Origin of the sequence: Stenotrophomonas sp. 1337, from assembly GCF_031455455.1 — a bacterium.
In the GTDB taxonomy this organism is placed as follows: Bacteria; Pseudomonadota; Gammaproteobacteria; order Xanthomonadales; family Xanthomonadaceae; genus Stenotrophomonas; species Stenotrophomonas indicatrix.
Map to the genome: position 1 here is coordinate 684,023 of NZ_JAVDSR010000001.1, position 14,967 is coordinate 698,989.

The window sequence follows — 14,967 nt, forward strand, 5'->3', positions numbered from 1 at the left end:
GTTTCTGCGGTCATGTACCGCTGCGCTCGCCGGGCATGGCCCGGCGCTACCGAAGGGTTGGCTCTGGTAGCGCCGGGCCATGCCGGCGGATGTTCCGAAGCGCTGGCCCTGGTAGCGCCGGGCCATGCCCGGCGGATGTTCCGAAGCGTTGGCTCTGGTAGCGCCGGGCCATGCCCGGCGGATGTTCCGAGATCGCCCATCAAGCCCAGCCGGCCCCCGCCGATACCTTCATCAGCGTGGGTTGGGCATGCCCGACCGCCCCTACCAGGAGTTGCCTTGACGCTTCTCCAGGGCGGAAATCCCCGGAAAAACAGCTTTCAGCGAAGAAATTCGGTTGCAACGAAATTCCCGGCTAAAGGTTGTTGACAAAGCGCCGTTATTCATTTGGCAACGGCGAAGCACACAGCCAAACAAAAAAATCAGGCGGCGCTTCGTTTCATTCACCAACGGGTTCCACATAAGAGGAGACGACCCCATGGCACAGGTAATCAACACCAATACGATGTCGCTCAACGCTCAGCGCAACCTGAGCACCAGCGGCAGCTCGCTCGCCACCACCATCCAGCGCCTCTCGTCCGGCCTGCGCATCAACAGCGCGAAGGACGACGCCGCCGGCCTGGCTATCAGCGAGCGCTTCACCACCCAGATCCGTGGTCTGGACGTGGCCATCCGCAACGCCAACGACGGCATCTCGCTGGCCCAGGTGGCCGAGGGCTCGCTGAACGAAGTGGGCAACAACCTGCAGCGCATCCGCGAACTGGGCGTGCAGGCCTCCAACGCGACCAACTCGGCCAGCGACCGCAAGGCGCTGCAGGCTGAAGTGACCCAGCTGGTCAGCGAAATCGACCGCGTCGCCAAGCAGGCCGACTTCAACGGCACCAAGCTGCTGGACGGTTCGTTCACCAGCCAGCTGTTCCAGGTGGGCGCCAACGCCGGCCAGGCCATCGCCATCAACAGCGTGGTCAACGCCAAGGCCGATTCGCTGGGCGCGGCCAGCTTCGCCAACGGCTACACCGGCACCAGCCTGGCTGCAGCCGACAAGGCCACCGCCGATACCACCTTCTCCGGCCTGCAGATCTCGGTGACCCCGCCGGGCGGCGCCGCCACCACGGTCACCGTCAGCGACTTCACCGTGAAGGCAGGCGAATCGATCACCTCGGCCACCGCGGCCGCGATCAACAACAAGCTGGGCGAAACCGGCGTGGTCGCCTCCGTCAACGCCGGCGTGGTCAGCCTGGCCTCGGTCAAGGACGGCCAGACCTTCGCTCTGGGTGTCAGCGCGGCGACCCCGCCGGCCGGCGCCACCGCCGCCACCATCGCCGGCCTGGGCCTGACCGAGACCAGCACCAACGGCGGCACGCTGACCGGTGCAACGGCCAGCTTCGTCAAGGACCTGAACGTCACCACGGCCGAAGGCGCACAGAAGGCGATGTCCATCGTCGACAAGGCCCTCGAATCGGTCAACAGCGTGCGCGCCGACCTCGGCGCGATCCAGAACCGCTTCACCTCGGTGGTCGCCAACCTGCAGACCTCCTCGGAGAACCTGTCCGCATCGCGCAGCCGCATCCGCGATACCGACTTCGCCAAGGAAACCGCCGAGCTGACCCGCACCCAGATCCTGCAGCAGGCCGGTACGGCCATGCTGGCCCAGGCCAACCAGGTACCGCAGAACGTGCTCAGCCTGTTGCAGCGCTGACATGAGCCGCCCCCGGGGCACGTCGGGGGCGTCTAACCCAACTCACGTGCAACCGCTCAAGGACCTCTCCTCATGGCACAAGTAATCAACACCAACACGATGTCGTTGAATGCTCAGCGTAACCTGAGCACCAGCGGCAGCTCGCTGGCCACCACCATCCAGCGCCTGTCCTCCGGTTCGCGCATCAACAGTGCCAAGGACGATGCGGCCGGTCTGGCGATCTCCGAGCGCTTCGGCACCCAGATCCGCGGCACCGACGTGGCCATCCGCAATGCCAATGACGGCATCTCGCTGGCACAGGTCGCCGAAGGTTCGCTGACCGAAATCGGCAACAACCTGCAGCGCGTCCGCGAGCTGTCGGTGCAGGCCTCCAACGCCACCAACTCGGCCAGCGATCGCAAGGCGCTGCAGGCCGAAGTGACCCAGCTGGTTTCGGAAATCGACCGCGTCGCCAAGCAGTCGGACTTCAACGGCACCAAGCTGCTGGACGGCACCTTCTCCAGCCAGCTGTTCCAGGTCGGCGCCAACGCTGGCCAGGCCATCGCAATTGATAAGACCATCGATGCCAAGGCCAATGCCCTGGGCGGTGCGCAGTTCGCCACCGGCGCTCTGGCCGTCACCGTGCCGGCTGACGGCACCACCGCTGGCACCATTACCGGCCTGTCGATCACCGACAGCAAGGGCAACGCCGTCAGCTTCGCCGACCTGAAGGTAGAGGCTACCGGCACCGCCGCCGGCACCCAGAAGGCTACGGCCACCGCGCTGTCGGCGGCGATCAACGCCAAGATCGGTGAGACTGGCGTCTACGCCGAAGTCAACGCGGCCGGCACCGGCGTGGACCTGACCTCGGTCAAGGACAGCGTGGACAAGGACGGCGCCTTCAAGGGCTTCGCCGTGGCCGTCACCGGTGGCACCTTCGCCGCTGGCCAGACCGCGCCGGCCGTAGCTGCCAAGCAGTTCGCCGACAAGATCGACGTGTCCACCGTTAAGGGTGCACAGCAGGCGATGGAAGTGGTCGACAAGGCCCTGGGTGCGATCAACAGCACCCGCGCCGACCTCGGTGCGATCCAGAACCGCTTCACCTCGGTGGTGGCCAACCTGCAGACCTCGTCGGAAAACCTGTCGGCGTCGCGCAGCCGCATCAAGGACACCGACTTCGCCAAGGAAACCGCTGAGCTGACCCGCACCCAGATCCTGCAGCAGGCCGGTACGGCCATGCTGGCCCAGGCCAACCAGGTGCCGCAGGGCGTGCTCAGCCTGCTGCGCTGATCCGCTTCTTGATCGACCACCGGGCGGCGGCCGAGCTGCCGCCCGGTTCCTGAAATACGTTCCACCTTCGCCAAAGGAAAAGCACCATGGCACAAGTCATCAACACCAACACCATGTCCCTGAATGCTCAGCGCAACCTGAGCACCAGCGGCAGCTCGCTCGCTACCACCATCCAGCGCCTGTCCTCCGGTTCGCGCATCAACAGCGCCAAGGACGATGCGGCCGGCCTGGCGATCTCCGAGCGCTTCGGCACCCAGATCCGCGGCACCGACGTGGCCATCCGCAATGCCAACGACGGCATTTCGCTGGCCCAGGTCGCCGAAGGTTCGCTGACCGAAATCGGCAACAACCTGCAGCGCGTCCGCGAGCTGTCGGTGCAGGCCTCCAACGCCACCAACTCGGCCAGCGACCGCAAGGCGCTGCAGGCCGAAGTGACCCAGCTGGTTTCGGAAATCGACCGCGTTGCCAAGCAGTCGGACTTCAACGGCACCAAGCTGCTGGACGGCACCTTCTCCAGCCAGCTGTTCCAGGTCGGCGCCAACGCTGGCCAGGCCATCGCCATCGACAAGACCATCGATGCCAAGGCCAACGCCTTGGGCGGTGCGCAGTTCGCAACCGCAACCGCTGATGTCGGCGGCGCTGATGCTGTCGATACCACCATTGCGGCCTTCACCATCACCGACAGCAAGGGCACCGTTGTCAATTTTGATGCGATGACCGTCAAGAGCGTCGGCGACGCTGCAGCCAACGCCATCGCAGCTGGCAAGGCCGCTGCTACTGCAATCAACGCAAAGATCGGCGAGACTGGCGTCTACGCAGAAACCGCAGCCGATGGCGCCCTCACGCTGACCTCCGTCAAGGACAGCGTGAACAATGCTGGCGTCGCAACTGCTTTCACCTCGACCATCCTCGGCTTCACGGCCGGTGCTGCTGCCACCAACCAGTACGCCGACAAGATCGACGTGTCCACCGTGAAGGGTGCACAGCAGGCAATGGAAGTGGTCGACAAGGCCCTGGGTGCGATCAACAGCACCCGCGCCGACCTCGGCGCGATCCAGAACCGCTTCACTTCGGTCGTTGCCAACCTGCAGACCTCCTCGGAGAACCTGTCGGCGTCGCGCAGCCGCATCAAGGACACCGACTTCGCCAAGGAAACCGCTGAGCTGACCCGCACCCAGATCCTGCAGCAGGCCGGTACGGCCATGCTGGCCCAGGCCAACCAGGTGCCGCAGGGCGTGCTCAGCCTGCTGCGCTGATCCACGGCAAGAAGGCGCCGCTACCGTCGGGTTGAACCGACGGTAGCGGCAACCCGACAGCCACGGCGTACTCAGGTGCCGGCCATGCCCGGCCCGGGAAGCTTCCCGAACCGGCTTGGCATCGCCCGCCCCTGCGGACCTCTCTTTCAGCGTTGTGCATGTTGACTGTACGTACCGGGCGGCTTCGTCTCCCCCCGATTGTCAGTAGCCTGATCCCTCCCCTGCATTGGGGGAGGGTTTTTTACAGACCCCCGGCAGCCCGCGGTGAACCCACCCGCACCCTGCCCCAGACCTCCTGCAACCGGCGTGCCAGAACCGCCCCACCGGCCAGTGGCACGGCGCATGCATCAACGAAGTCCTCAAGACCCAGCGGCACAGGCCGCTATTTTCGTTGACGACGGGCCGCCGTACGACGGCCAGGCCCGTATACCAGGAGAAACGACGTGGCAGACTTTGGATACGGTGGCATTGGCTCAGGGCTGGACATCTCCAGCATCGTCAACCAGCTGGTCGCAGCGGACCGCAAGCCGGCCGACAATGCGCTGAACCTGCAGCAGTCCAAGACCAAGATGCAGCTGTCGTCGCTCGGCACGGTCACCTCGGCCTTCGACAAGCTGAAGACCGCCCTGACCGCGTTGAAGGCCACCACCGCTTTCGACACCCGCACGGTAACCGCCTCGGGCAAAGCACAGCCAGGCAATACCGAGGATGTGCTGACGGCATCGGTGGCGCTGTACGACCTCGGTACCAGCAAGGCGGCCGCAGCCAACGGTACCCACAAGGTCGAGGTGAAGAACCTGGCGTCGGCGCACAAGCTGATCGCCGACACGTCGGTGCCCAAGACCGATACCTTCGGTGCCGGAACCTTGACGCTGACCGTCGGCGTGGGCGACAAGGCCAAGACGATGAACGTGCAGGTGGAGGAAGGCGACACGCTTACCACCGTCCGCAACAAGATCGACGCCGCCGGCCGCAAGGAAGGCGTGCAGGCCACGCTGATCAGCTCCGGCGACAACCAGTACCTGTCCATCGCCCAGGAAAAGACCGGCGCGGCCAGCGCGATCAAGCTGGAATACGCCGGCAGCGATCCGAAGCTGGGCGCACTGGTCGGCAGCCTGAAGGAAAACAGCCCCGCCAAGGATGCGGTGTTGACCATTGACGGCGTGGAAGTGGTGAGTGCCAGCAACACCGTGACCGACGCGGTGCCAGGCCTGACCCTGAACCTGAAGGTGCCGGGCCTGAGCACCGTCACCATCAGCACCGACACCACCGCCGCAACCAAGGTGATGCAGGAGTTCGTCACCGCCTACAACGCGGCCATCGCGGCGATCAACACCGAAACCAAGTACGACGCGAAGACCAAGGAAGCCGCCGCGCTGACCGGCGATGCGCAGATGCGGGGTGCGATCGCCCAGCTGCGTTCGACGATGTCCGGTGTGCTCAAGGACCTGGCAGGCGACCAGCTGGATGCCAAGGCACTGGGCCTGCAGACCCGCGGCTATCCCAACGCCGATGGCACCCTGGTGCTGGACAGCACCAAGTTCGCCGCAGCCCTCGCCGCGCAGCCGGAGAAGATCCGCCAGGCGGTCACCGGCGATACCGGCGGTGCCGGCCGGCTGTATTCACTGGTGGACGGCTACGTCAGCACCACGGTTGGCAAGGAAGGCGCCTTCGTCGCCCGCACCAAGGGGCTGAACACCACGCTGGACAACATCGACAAGCGCCGCAAGGACCTGGACGCGCGCATGGTCGGTGTCGAGGCCCGTTACAAGAAGCAGTTCGTGGCATTGGACAGCCTGATGGGCAAGCTGCAGCAGAGCAACACCGCCCTGCAGCAGCAGCTGGCCCAGTTGAACCGCTGAGGAAACACGCACGGCGCTCAAGTTTGGCGCCGTACGCACCGATAACGGACGCAACAGCAATCATCGCAGTGCCGGCGTCAACGGTCCCTTCGACCGCACCCCGGCACCCCGCGCAAGGGAGAATCACGAATGTACGGTTCCAGCCGTCAGTACGCCGAGCAATACCGCCAGGTGGGTGTGACCAGTGCGGTCGCCGATGCCGATCCGCACAAACTGGTGGCGCTGCTGCTGTCTGGCGCGCTGGAGCGCGTGCGCCGTGCACAGGCCACCCTCGACCAGGGCGACCAGGCCGGCAAGGGCAAGGCGATCGGCGAAGCGTGCGCGATCGTCGCCCACCTCAACGGCTCGCTGGACCATGAAGCCGGCGGCGAAATCGCCGGCAACCTGTCGGCGCTGTACGACTACCTGCTGCAGCGCCTGACCGAAGCCAACCTGCACAACGACCGCGCTGCGCTGGACGAATCGCTGCAGCTGCTGGGCGAGATCGACGGTGCCTGGAATGCCATTCCGCACGAACAGCGCCGTCCCGCGGCGGTGGCGCCATGAGCCTGCTTGAACTCAACGCGCAGCTGGATGCCTTCGAGAAGGCCCTCGACGAAGAGGCCTTCGAACAGGCCGACAGCCTGCTCGATGGCCATGACAGCACCCTGCACGCACTGCTGAGCCAGCCGCTGGGCAGCGCCGACCACGCGCCGCTGTCGGCCCTGCTGGAGCGCCAGCAGAGCCTGCTCGGCCTGCTGCGCCAGCGTCGCGACGCAGTCTCCGTGCAGATGCAGGACGGCCGCCGCTCCCTTCGCGCCGCGCATGCCTACCTGCAGGCAGAATCGCTGGCATGACCGTGCTGCCGACCACGTCCCTGCACCACCCGGCTGAAAGCGAGCTGTTCGACGAAACGCTCAGCTGTGAACTGGCCCTGCCCGCCGAGTTCCAGGCCGGCAGTGCAGTGGGCCGGACCAGCAGTGCCGAAGGCCTGCTGCGCAGCCTGGCACTGGTCGAAGACAGCCGCATCGACGAACACGAAGAACGCAGCGAAGCCAGCTTGCAGCTGCAGCGCCTGGAAGCCAAGGTGGACCTGACCATGGTCCTGCTCGGCCGCCTGATCCGCCAGCAGGGCCAGGAACCCACGCTGCGCCCGGTGCGCTGGTCGCGCCGTGGCATCCGCCTGCAGCTGGGCCCACGCAGCGGCAGCACGCCCGGCCAGGCCGGCGTTGTCCGCCTACAACCCAGCGACTGGCTGCCCGACCATATCGACCTGCCGGTGGAAGTGATCGCCGAAGCGGCCGATGGCGGTGGTGGTCACTATCTGTGGCTGCGCTTCCATCGCCTCGGCGATGGCCTGGAAATGGCGATGGAGCGGCATCTGTTCCGGCTGCACCGCCGGCAGGTGGCCGAGGCCCGCCGCGCACGCTGAAATCTGCCACCATGCAGGCGGACGGACAGCCCTTGGCGTGCCCGTTCAGCTAAGTTAAGGTGGATACCCCTCCCCAACCTCCAGCGTGCCTGTGCGAGTTCTCATCGTCGACGATCACACCCTGGTTCGCGCCGGCCTGGCGCGGCTGCTGCAGGGGTTTGCCGACGTGCACCTCGTCGCCGAGGCCAGCAATGCCGAACAGGCACTGCAGATGGCCCTGCAGCACGCACCGGACGTGGTGTTGATGGACCTGTCGCTGCCCGGCCGCACCGGCCTGGAAGCGCTGAGCGACATCCGCCTGCGCGCACCCGGCACGCGCATCGTGATGATGACCATGCACGACGACGCCGCCCACGTGCGCGACGCCCTGGATCGGGGTGCCGTCGGTTTCGTGGTCAAGGATGCCGCACCGCAGGAGCTGGAACTGGCGCTGCGTGCCGCGCATGCAGGCCAGGTATTCCTGAGCCCGCAGATCTCGGCCAAGATGCTGGCGCCGATGCTCGGTCGCGAAAAACCGACCGGCATTGCCGCACTGTCGCCGCGCCAGCGCGAGATCCTTCGCCGCATCGGCAAGGGCGAGAGCAACAAGGAAATCGCCGCCGATCTTGGTATCAGCGTCAAGACGGTGGAGACCCATCGCGCACGCATGATGGAATCGCTGGGTTGCCGTCGCGCCAATGATCTGCTGCTGCTGGCCGCGCGCCACCAGCACGAACTGGAATGACGTCCCCGCGTCGGCGGTAACGCCGCAGCGCCACTGGCAGGGCCGGCGCCGAAATACCGTCACCCACGCGCATCCCGACGGGATTCCGTACAGCACGCACGACCTGCCGCCGTGGCCGCTGACCACGAATCAATGACTTGGTGCGCGTAATCGTCAAAATCCCGCGCTTGTGTAGGGGTTTTCCCTACACGGTGTCGGGAACACCACCAACACCCTCAGGAACCCCCCGATTCCGCCCTTGCCGGATCAAAAGCAAGATGTGTTCCACAAGGCGTCGGGGAGCGGCGCCGGGGAACCACGATGAAGGCTTCACTCTCGACCCAGCTGGGCCAACAACTTCACCTCACCCCGCAGTTGCTGCAGTCGATCCGGCTGCTGCAGCTCGACGGCCTGCACCTGGAACAGGAAATCCAGCGCCTGCTGGACTCCAATCCGCTGCTGGAAATCGAAGACGCCGAAGCGCCCGCCGCCGAAGCTACCGATCCGGCCACCACCACGCTGGATACGGCCGCGTTCGACGAACTGCCCGAATCCTCGATGTGGGAGGTGTCCGGCGCCAACTGGCAGGACGGCGACGACGACCGCATGGCGCGCATCGCCGCTGGCGAGTCGAGCGACCCGCAGCTGCGCGTGCTGCAGCGCCTGGCGCTGGATCTGGACGAGCACGAACTGGCCGTGGCCGCCTTCTGGCTGGAACACTGCGACGATGCCGGCTACCTGCAGGCACCGCTGGCGCAGCTGCAGCTGCTGGCCAGCGCGCAGTTCGACATCGATGCCGACGGCGTTGAAGCTGTCCGCCAGCACCTGCTGCAGGGCGAGCCGGCCGGCATGGCCGCGCAGGACCTGCGCGAATCGCTGCTGGCCCAGCTGTGCAGCCTGCACGGCGTGGTGCCGGCCCGGCATCTGGCTGCGCGCATCCTGCAGGGCGCGCTCGATGCCTTGGCCGCGCACGACTACCCCGCCCTCGCCCGTCAGCACGATGCCGAGATCGAGGACGTGCGCGAAGCCGTCCGCCTGATCCTGTCGCTGCAGCCGCGCCCGGGCGACAGCCTGCTGCCCGAGCGCAATGCAGTGGTGGTGCCGGACGTGGTCGCCTGGCACGCCGACGAACAATGGAAGGTGGCGCTGAACCCGGCCACCAGTCGCAGGGTGTCGATCAACAGCCAGTACGAACAGGCTCTGGCTGACAGCGGTGAGGCGGCCCCGGCACTGCGCGAGATGCTGCAGGAGGCACGCTGGTTCAGCCGCGGCCTGTCGATGCGTTACGACACCCTGCTGCGCACCGCGCGGGTGATCGTCGAGCGCCAGGCAGCCTTCCTGGTGCGTGGCGAGGAAGCCATGGCACCGCTGACCCTGAAGGAAGTGGCCGAAGAAATCGGCATGCACGAATCCACCGTTTCGCGCATCACCACCGGCAAGTACCTGCAGACCCCGCGCGGCACCTTCGAACTCAAGCACTTCTTCGCCGTGCGCCTGGAAGGGGCCAGTGTGTCCGGCCAAGCGGTCAAGGCCATGGTCCGCCGCCTGATCGACGCCGAACCGGCCGGACGCCCGCTGGCGGACGAGGCCATCGCTGGCCTGCTGTCCCGTCAAGGGGTGAACATTGCCCGTCGAACCGTCGCAAAATACCGCGAACAACTGGATATCGCCCCGGCCCGCGAACGGCGCCGGGTCAACGCCAGGCAACCGCAGCTGGCCCGGGTGGGCTGAAAAGGATGTTGGACATGAACAAGCTCACAGTTCTGCTGGTCGATGACCACGAGGGCTTCATCAACGCGGCCATGCGCCACTTCCGCAAGATCGACTGGCTGCAGATCGTCGGCAGCGCCGGCAACGGCCTGGAAGCGATCGAACGCTCGGAAAGCCTGCGCCCGCAGGTGGTATTGATGGATCTGGCGATGCCGGAAATGGGCGGCCTGCAGGCCACCCGCCTGATCAAGTCGCAGGATGATGCCCCGTACATCGTGATCGCCAGCCACTTCGATGACGTCGAGCATCGCGAGCACGCACTGCGCGCCGGCGCCGACAACTTCGTCAGCAAGCTGTCCTACATCCAGGAAGTCATGCCGATCCTGGAAGGCCTCAGGGAGGAACGGTCGTGAGCGAATCGCGCATCCTGGTACTGGACAACGACGCGGTGCGTGCCGAGCGCACCGTGGCCCTGCTGGAATTCATGGACTTCAACCCGCGCTGGGTTTCCGACGCGGCCGATTTCGACCTGACGCGCCAGCGCCAGAACGACTGGATGGCGGTGATCGTCGGCAGCCTGGACGACAGTGCCGCCAGCACCGCCCTGTACGCCTGGCTGGGGGGCAGCAGCCTGCCGCCGCCGGTGCTGCTGGCCGACGGTGACGCGACTGCGTTCGCGCAGCGGCATGGCCTGCACGAAGCCAACATCTGGCCGCTGGAAGCACCGCTGCGTCACGCACAGATGGAAGCCCTGCTGCGCCGCGCCAGCCTCAAGCGCCTGGATGCCGAACACCAGGCCGGTGCCGTGCAGGACCAGGGACCGACCGGCAACGGTCCGGCGGTCAGCGGACTGCGCACGATGATCGAGCAGGTCGCCGCGTTCGACACCACCGTGCTGGTGCTGGGCGAATCGGGCACCGGCAAGGAAGTGGTCTCGCGCAGCATCCACCAGCGCTCGCCGCGCCGCGATGGCCCGTTCGTGGCGATCAACTGCGGCGCGATTCCGGCCGAACTGCTGGAAAGCGAGCTGTTCGGCCACGAAAAGGGCGCCTTCACCGGCGCGCTGACCGCACGCAAGGGCCGTTTCGAAATGGCCGAGGGCGGCACCCTGCTGCTCGATGAGATCGGCGACATGAGCCTGCCGATGCAGGTCAAGCTGCTGCGCGTGCTGCAGGAGCGCAGCTTCGAGCGCGTCGGCGGCAACCAGACCATCCGCTGCAACGTGCGGGTGATCGCCGCAACCCATCGCGACCTGGAAAGCCGCATTGCCGATGGCAAGTTCCGCGAGGACCTGTTCTATCGCCTCAACGTGTTCCCGATCGATGTGCCGGCCCTGCGCGAACGTCGCGAAGACCTGCCGGCGCTGGTGGAAACCATCGCCACCCAGCTGGCCCGCACCGGCCGCGGCGAAGTGCGCTTCACCCCGGAAGCGCTGCAGGCGCTGGCCGGCTACGAGTGGCCGGGCAACGTGCGCGAACTGACCAACCTGGTCGAGCGCCTGGCCGTGTTGCACCCAGGTGGCTCGGTGCGCGTGCAGGACCTGCCGGCACGCTACCGCGGCGACGCCGCGCTGGCCGTACCCGCTGTGGTCGCGGCCGCTCCGGTGGTCGCCAGCGAAGAACGCCTGGACCTGCGCAGCTTCTCGTTCCACACCCCGGGCAGCGGCAACCAGCCGTCACTCGAGCATGGCATCGCCGTCAACCGCGCCGCAGCGCCGGCCGCGTTGCCGGACGACGGCCTGGACCTGCGCAACCACATGGCCAACATCGAACTGGGCCTGATCAACGAAGCACTGGAACGCACCCAGGGCGTGGTTGCCCACGCCGCCCAGCTGCTCGGCCTGCGCCGCACCACCCTGGTGGAAAAGCTGCGCAAGTACGGCATCGAACGCGAAGCGGCCGAACTGGCCAGCTGACACGCGTTGCCAGCATGAAGGGGGCACGAGCGCCTGGGCTTGCCCGGGCGTTGGTGTTTGTGGGGGTCCGCCTGATGCGCGGGCGGGTCCGACGGTTCCATGGCAGCGGCCGGATTGCTCAGTAGATCCACGCCATGCGTGGATGACGGGCGACGGTACCGGGAATATTTCGCTGCATTTGCACGTTTTCCTACAGACAACGCAACCGCACCGCGGAGCATGGCAAGGACGTCCCAACGAGGTTCCGCCATGCATCGCCTGACTCTGCTTGCCGCCCTACTCTTCCCTGCTCTGGCCACAGCCGCCGACTGCGCCCTGCCCACCACACTCGACCAGCGCCAGTTCACCAACCTCAGCGATCCGCTATACCAGCCAGATAATCCGAATGCCGGACGCATGGTGCAGGTCAGCTTCGGCAGCAATCAGTACGTGCTGCACATCCTCGGCACCGACCTCCGCATCGGCGGCAGCTACCGTTACCAGCAACTGGCTCCGCACATTGCGGAAATCCAGATGACAGAAGCCCACCCCGCCGGCCCCGCCCGCTACACCCTGCTGCTGACCTGCCTGACCGACCACCAGGGTCGCTTCATCTACACCCAGCACGACGGCCCCATCGCCCCACGCCAGCGCCAGAATTCCGGCCGCTGGACCCTGCAGCCATAGGCCAAAAAACCGACGCCGGTGAAATGACGCGTCACACGCCTCGAGAGCAGCATTCATGCATGGCGTGGATCAAGCGTGTCGACCAAGGTCGACACCTACCAAGCGCAGCGTGCCGACCAACGGTCAGCACCCACCAACAGCAGCAGGAACCTGTCGAAGGCGGGGTGGGTCCGGTTGCGGGGGTGTCCGCGGCATGGATGCCGCGGCCAAGCCCCCATGGACGGGTTTACGGCGTCCCCCGCAACCGGACCCACCCCGCCATCCCTCAGGAAACCCGCTTTGGCTGTTGCTGTTGAGGTTGCCGGCCAGCGGCCGGCACTACCGCGGGGCGCGGGGTGCAACCCCGCAAAGCAATACCCCCCTCACTTCACTGAACCGATCAGCCATTTCGGCACGGCACTTGCACTAGCTCCAGCAGACACCCCCATCCCTGTTTCTGGAACCGTTGCAGATGTCCCACTCCGTCACTTCGATCCTTTCCCAGATCCGCTCCTACCAGACCCAGGTGGGACAGCCCGCGCTCAACCCGCTGGCCGAAGCGCCGCGTAGCAATGCCCTGCCGGGCACGGTGCTGGATGCGCCGCAGGTCCAGCCTGCCAGCTTCACTGAAACCCTGCGCGGCGCCATCGCCGGCGTCAACGATGCGCAACAGAAATCCGGCGCGCTGGCCAAGGCCTTCGAACTGGGTGAACCCGGTGCCGACCTGGCCAAGGTGATGGTCGCCTCGCAGCAGTCCCAGATCGCCTTCCGCGCCACCGTGGAAGTCCGCAACCGTCTCGTCCAGGCCTACCAGGACGTGATGAACATGCCGCTGTAAGGATAGAACCGCATGGCCCTGTCGCTCTCCAAGGAATCCCTGAACGCCGAAAAGGCGGGCCAGTGGTTCGATCGGCTGCAAAGCCTGCAGATCACCCGTCGGCTCGGACTGATGGCGATGATCGCCGTGGCCGTCGCGGCCGGGCTGTTCGTGTTCTTCTGGTCGCAGAAGCCGGGCATGGTGCCGCTGTACACCGGCCTGGACCAGAAGGCCACCGCTGAAGCGACCGATCTGCTGCGTGCCGCACAGATTCCGTTCCAGCTGGACCCGGCCACCGGTGGCATCACCGTGCCGGAGAAGAACCTGCATGATGCCCGCCTGAAACTGGCGGGCTCGGGCCTGACCGACAGCGGCAAGCTCGGCTTCGAGCTGATGGAGCGCGACCCCGGTTTTGGTGTCAGCCAGTTCGTGGAAAGTGCGCGCTACCAGCACGCGTTGGAAACCGAGCTGTCGCGCACCATCAACACGCTGCGCCCGGTGCGCGATTCGCGCGTGCACCTGGCCATTCCCAAGCCCAGTGCGTTCACCCGCCAGCGTGATGTGGCCAGTGCCTCGGTTACCCTTGAACTGCGTGGCGGCCAGCAGCTGGAACGCAGCCAGGTTGATGCGATCGTGCACATGGTTGCTGCAGCCATTCCCGATCTGGCGCCGGAACGGGTGACCGTGGTCGACCAGAGCGGTCGCATGCTCAGCGTCAGCGACCCCAACAGCGAAGCGGCCGTCAACGCCGCCCAGTTCGAACAGGTGCGCCGCCAGGAAACCTCGTTCAACCAGCGTATCCGCGAGCTGCTGGAACCGATGACCGGCCCCGGCCGGGTCAACCCCGAAGTCAGTGTCGACATGGACTTCTCGGTGACCGAGGAAGCGCGCGAGCTGTACAACGGCGAGCCGCAGAAGCTGCGCAGCGAGCAGATGAGCGAAAACACCAGCAGCACGCCGGGCCCGCAGGGCGTACCGGGTGCCACCAGCAACAGCCCGCCGGGCCAGGCCGCCGCACCGGCCACCGCGCAGGCACCGACCGAAAGCAGCAAGAACGCGACCCGCAACTACGAGCTGGACCGTACCCTGCAGCACACCCGCCAGCCGGCCGGCCGCATCAAGCGCGTGTCGGTGGCGGTGCTGGTGGACAACGTGCCGCGCGCCGGCGCCAACGGCAAGGTTGCACCGCAGCCGCTGTCGGCGGCCGAACTGACCCGGGTCGAGGCACTTGTCAAGCAGGCCGTCGGTTTCAGTGCCGAGCGTGGCGACACCGTGTCGGTGATGAATGCCCCGTTCGTGCGTGACACCACGCCGGTGGAAGGCCCGGCCTGGTGGGAACTGCCGTGGGTGCACGATGCCGGCCGCATGCTGCTGGGTGCGCTGGTGGTGATGGCGTTGCTGTTCGGCGTGCTGCGCCCGGCACTGCGCGGCATCACCGGGCAGAACCGCAAGAACGAAGAACTGGCGCTGGAACCGCACACCGCGGACGTGCAGCTGGTCGATGACGATGGCACCCCGCTGCCGGCGCTGGGCGCCGACCGGGTCAGCCTGGGCGGGCCGGAAGCGCTGGCCCTGCCGGTGGATTCTTATGAGGAACGATTGCGGATGGCCCGTGAAGCCGTGAAGACCGACTCCAAGCGCGTGGCCCAGGTGGTCAAGGGCTGGGTGGCCAATGACTGAGGT

General features: G+C 66.4%; 15 protein-coding genes. 14 read left to right on the top strand and 1 reads right to left on the bottom strand.

Annotated elements, in window-relative coordinates; all coding sequences use genetic code 11:
- Positions 1-261: 261 nt before the first annotated feature.
- Positions 262-444 (bottom strand): hypothetical protein, encoded by a 183-nt coding sequence (locus J2X70_RS03100; RefSeq protein ID WP_144435750.1) that lies wholly within the window; start codon positions 442-444, stop codon positions 262-264.
- Positions 445-475: 31 nt separating this feature from the next.
- On the opposite strand from J2X70_RS03100, the gene J2X70_RS03105 reads away from it, so the two are divergent.
- From J2X70_RS03105 to fliF, 14 genes are all read left to right on the top strand, one after another.
- On the top strand, positions 476-1,696 hold the full coding sequence (locus tag J2X70_RS03105; protein WP_309908898.1) for a flagellin: 1,221 nt from the start codon (positions 476-478) through the stop codon (positions 1,694-1,696).
- Between the two features lie 72 nt (positions 1,697-1,768).
- Complete coding sequence (locus tag J2X70_RS03110) at positions 1,769-2,965, top strand: flagellin (RefSeq protein WP_059064146.1); 1,197 nt, start codon at positions 1,769-1,771, stop codon at positions 2,963-2,965.
- Positions 2,966-3,051: 86 nt separating this feature from the next.
- Positions 3,052-4,221, top strand: coding sequence for a flagellin (locus J2X70_RS03115; RefSeq protein ID WP_059064145.1), 1,170 nt, complete (start codon positions 3,052-3,054; stop codon positions 4,219-4,221).
- 443 nt (positions 4,222-4,664) lie between these two features.
- Positions 4,665-6,083 carry a flagellar filament capping protein FliD gene (gene fliD / locus J2X70_RS03120; RefSeq protein ID WP_222389696.1) on the top strand — a complete coding sequence of 473 codons (1,419 nt, stop codon included), beginning with the start codon at positions 4,665-4,667 and terminating at the stop codon, positions 6,081-6,083.
- 129 nt (positions 6,084-6,212) lie between these two features.
- Positions 6,213-6,629 carry a flagellar export chaperone FliS gene (gene fliS / locus J2X70_RS03125; RefSeq protein ID WP_025879005.1) on the top strand — a complete coding sequence of 139 codons (417 nt, stop codon included), beginning with the start codon at positions 6,213-6,215 and terminating at the stop codon, positions 6,627-6,629.
- Positions 6,626-6,919: a hypothetical protein gene (locus tag J2X70_RS03130; protein WP_025879004.1), complete on the top strand. Its 294-nt coding sequence runs from the start codon at positions 6,626-6,628 to the stop codon at positions 6,917-6,919. The genes fliS and J2X70_RS03130 overlap by 4 nt, the downstream gene beginning before the upstream one ends.
- Entirely contained in the window at positions 6,916-7,494 is a 579-nt protein-coding gene (locus tag J2X70_RS03135; protein WP_025879003.1) for a PilZ domain-containing protein, read from the top strand. Before J2X70_RS03130 ends, J2X70_RS03135 begins: the two co-directional genes overlap by 4 nt.
- Positions 7,495-7,585: 91 nt before the next feature.
- On the top strand, positions 7,586-8,218 hold the full coding sequence (locus tag J2X70_RS03140; protein ID WP_059064142.1) for a response regulator transcription factor: 633 nt from the start codon (positions 7,586-7,588) through the stop codon (positions 8,216-8,218).
- A 300-nt stretch (positions 8,219-8,518) separates the two neighbouring features.
- Positions 8,519-9,928: an RNA polymerase factor sigma-54 gene (rpoN, locus tag J2X70_RS03145; RefSeq protein ID WP_025879001.1), complete on the top strand. Its 1,410-nt coding sequence runs from the start codon at positions 8,519-8,521 to the stop codon at positions 9,926-9,928.
- Between the two features lie 14 nt (positions 9,929-9,942).
- Positions 9,943-10,320, top strand: a complete 378-nt coding sequence (locus tag J2X70_RS03150) for a response regulator transcription factor (RefSeq protein WP_025879000.1) — start codon at positions 9,943-9,945, stop codon at positions 10,318-10,320.
- A complete protein-coding gene (locus J2X70_RS03155; RefSeq protein ID WP_309908906.1) occupies positions 10,317-11,822 on the top strand; it encodes a sigma-54 dependent transcriptional regulator in 1,506 nt (501 codons plus the stop codon). Before J2X70_RS03150 ends, J2X70_RS03155 begins: the two co-directional genes overlap by 4 nt.
- 249 nt (positions 11,823-12,071) lie before the next feature.
- Positions 12,072-12,488 (top strand): hypothetical protein, encoded by a 417-nt coding sequence (locus J2X70_RS03160; RefSeq protein ID WP_025878998.1) that lies wholly within the window; start codon positions 12,072-12,074, stop codon positions 12,486-12,488.
- Between the two features lie 451 nt (positions 12,489-12,939).
- Entirely contained in the window at positions 12,940-13,305 is a 366-nt protein-coding gene (fliE, locus tag J2X70_RS03165) for a flagellar hook-basal body complex protein FliE (RefSeq protein ID WP_025878997.1), read from the top strand.
- Between the two features lie 12 nt (positions 13,306-13,317).
- The gene (gene fliF / locus J2X70_RS03170) at positions 13,318-14,964 is read left to right on the top strand and encodes a flagellar basal-body MS-ring/collar protein FliF (protein WP_025878996.1); all 1,647 of its coding nucleotides are present in this window, start codon (positions 13,318-13,320) and stop codon (positions 14,962-14,964) included.
- Positions 14,965-14,967 lie beyond the last annotated feature (3 nt).